The 1,109-nt window shown below is 45.8% G+C and carries 1 protein-coding gene; it reads right to left on the bottom strand.

The window, feature by feature from the left end; translation table 11 throughout:
* Positions 1–11 precede the first annotated feature (11 nt).
* On the bottom strand, positions 12–1,049 hold the full coding sequence (locus tag AAC147_RS01760) for an IS630 family transposase (protein WP_156115315.1): 1,038 nt from the start codon (positions 1,047–1,049) through the stop codon (positions 12–14).
* Positions 1,050–1,109: the final 60 nt, after the last annotated feature.

Raw genomic sequence — 1,109 nt, 5'->3', positions numbered from 1 at the left:
TATATACCAATCTAACTTGAAGATGCAGGTTTTAAAATCTGAAAATTGTCGGTCAGTCGAGTCGTCAGTTCTTTCGCTTTTTCTGGCAACGTGACATGGAAAAAGTGATGAAGGGTTTCACGGAACGTCTTCGCATTCGGAAAATAGACATTGTTACGCACTTGCTCATTCATATACTTCCACAATCGTTCTATCGGATTGAGGTTTGGGCTGTAAGGCGGGAGATAATGCAATTCAATATTAAGGACATACGCCATCTCTTTCACCAACCCGGCTCGGTGGTAACCCGCCCCATCCAGAATAATATGGATTTTTTGCGAAAGGGGGTAAGTTTCCCGGAGCACGCCGAAGAAATACGCGATGCTTTCGGCATTGATGCGCGGATATTCCTTGATCACGGTGTCTTCGATTCGTTGTAAATTGAGGGCTCCCAGAATATTGAGCCGGGTACGACTGCCGGTGGTTTCGACGACTTTTACCTGATTTTTTCCTGCTTTCATCCAGCCATAGCTGAGCTTTGTGGACTGTGAAGGATGCACCGCATCAATAAATAGGATCGGCTCATTCTGATTCACTCCGTCTTTCAGCGCCTGATAGTCATCAATAAACTGTTGCTGTTTATCCGCATCGAATTTATGAGGAACTCCCTTTGGCTTTTTGTAGCTGAAACCCTGGCGGTGAAGCCATTTTGTCATTCCTCCCACACTGAAAGACACCTGCCAACGTACTCGAACATAGGCCACAATTTGGGCGGTGGTATGCATCAAATTTGTCGTCAAATAATCAATCAGGTCGGCGGTTTGTTTGGCAGAGAGATGGCTTTCAGAGCCGCCATTTTCTGGGGTGAGCTTTTCCTGAGCGATAAAATCTTTCAGGTGACGGCTGACCGTACTTTCATGAATACGCAAGGCCTGTGCAATCATCTGAGCAGTCCAGCCTTCTGAGGCCAAAAGCACGGCCTTAATGCGATCACAGACTCGGCTGTCGCGAGTGGTATCATGCATCAATTCAAGGGCGTGTTTTTGTTCTGGTGTCAGATGAATTTTCATGGTTGTAAGCATGATCGGGTTTGAATAAGAAATCAAGCATCTTCAATGACGATTGGTATA

Origin of the sequence: Xenorhabdus sp. NBAII XenSa04, from assembly GCF_963866145.1 — a bacterium.
In the GTDB taxonomy this organism is placed as follows: Bacteria; Pseudomonadota; Gammaproteobacteria; order Enterobacterales; family Enterobacteriaceae; genus Xenorhabdus; species Xenorhabdus indica.
Note: the sequence above shows the minus strand (reverse complement) of the source record. Positions and strands in the feature narration are given on the sequence as shown.

Coding starts and splice junctions, on each gene's coding strand:
- AAC147_RS01760 (WP_156115315.1), bottom strand. CDS start 1,049: ATGAAAATTCATCTGACACCAGAACAAAAACACGCCCTTGAATTGATG.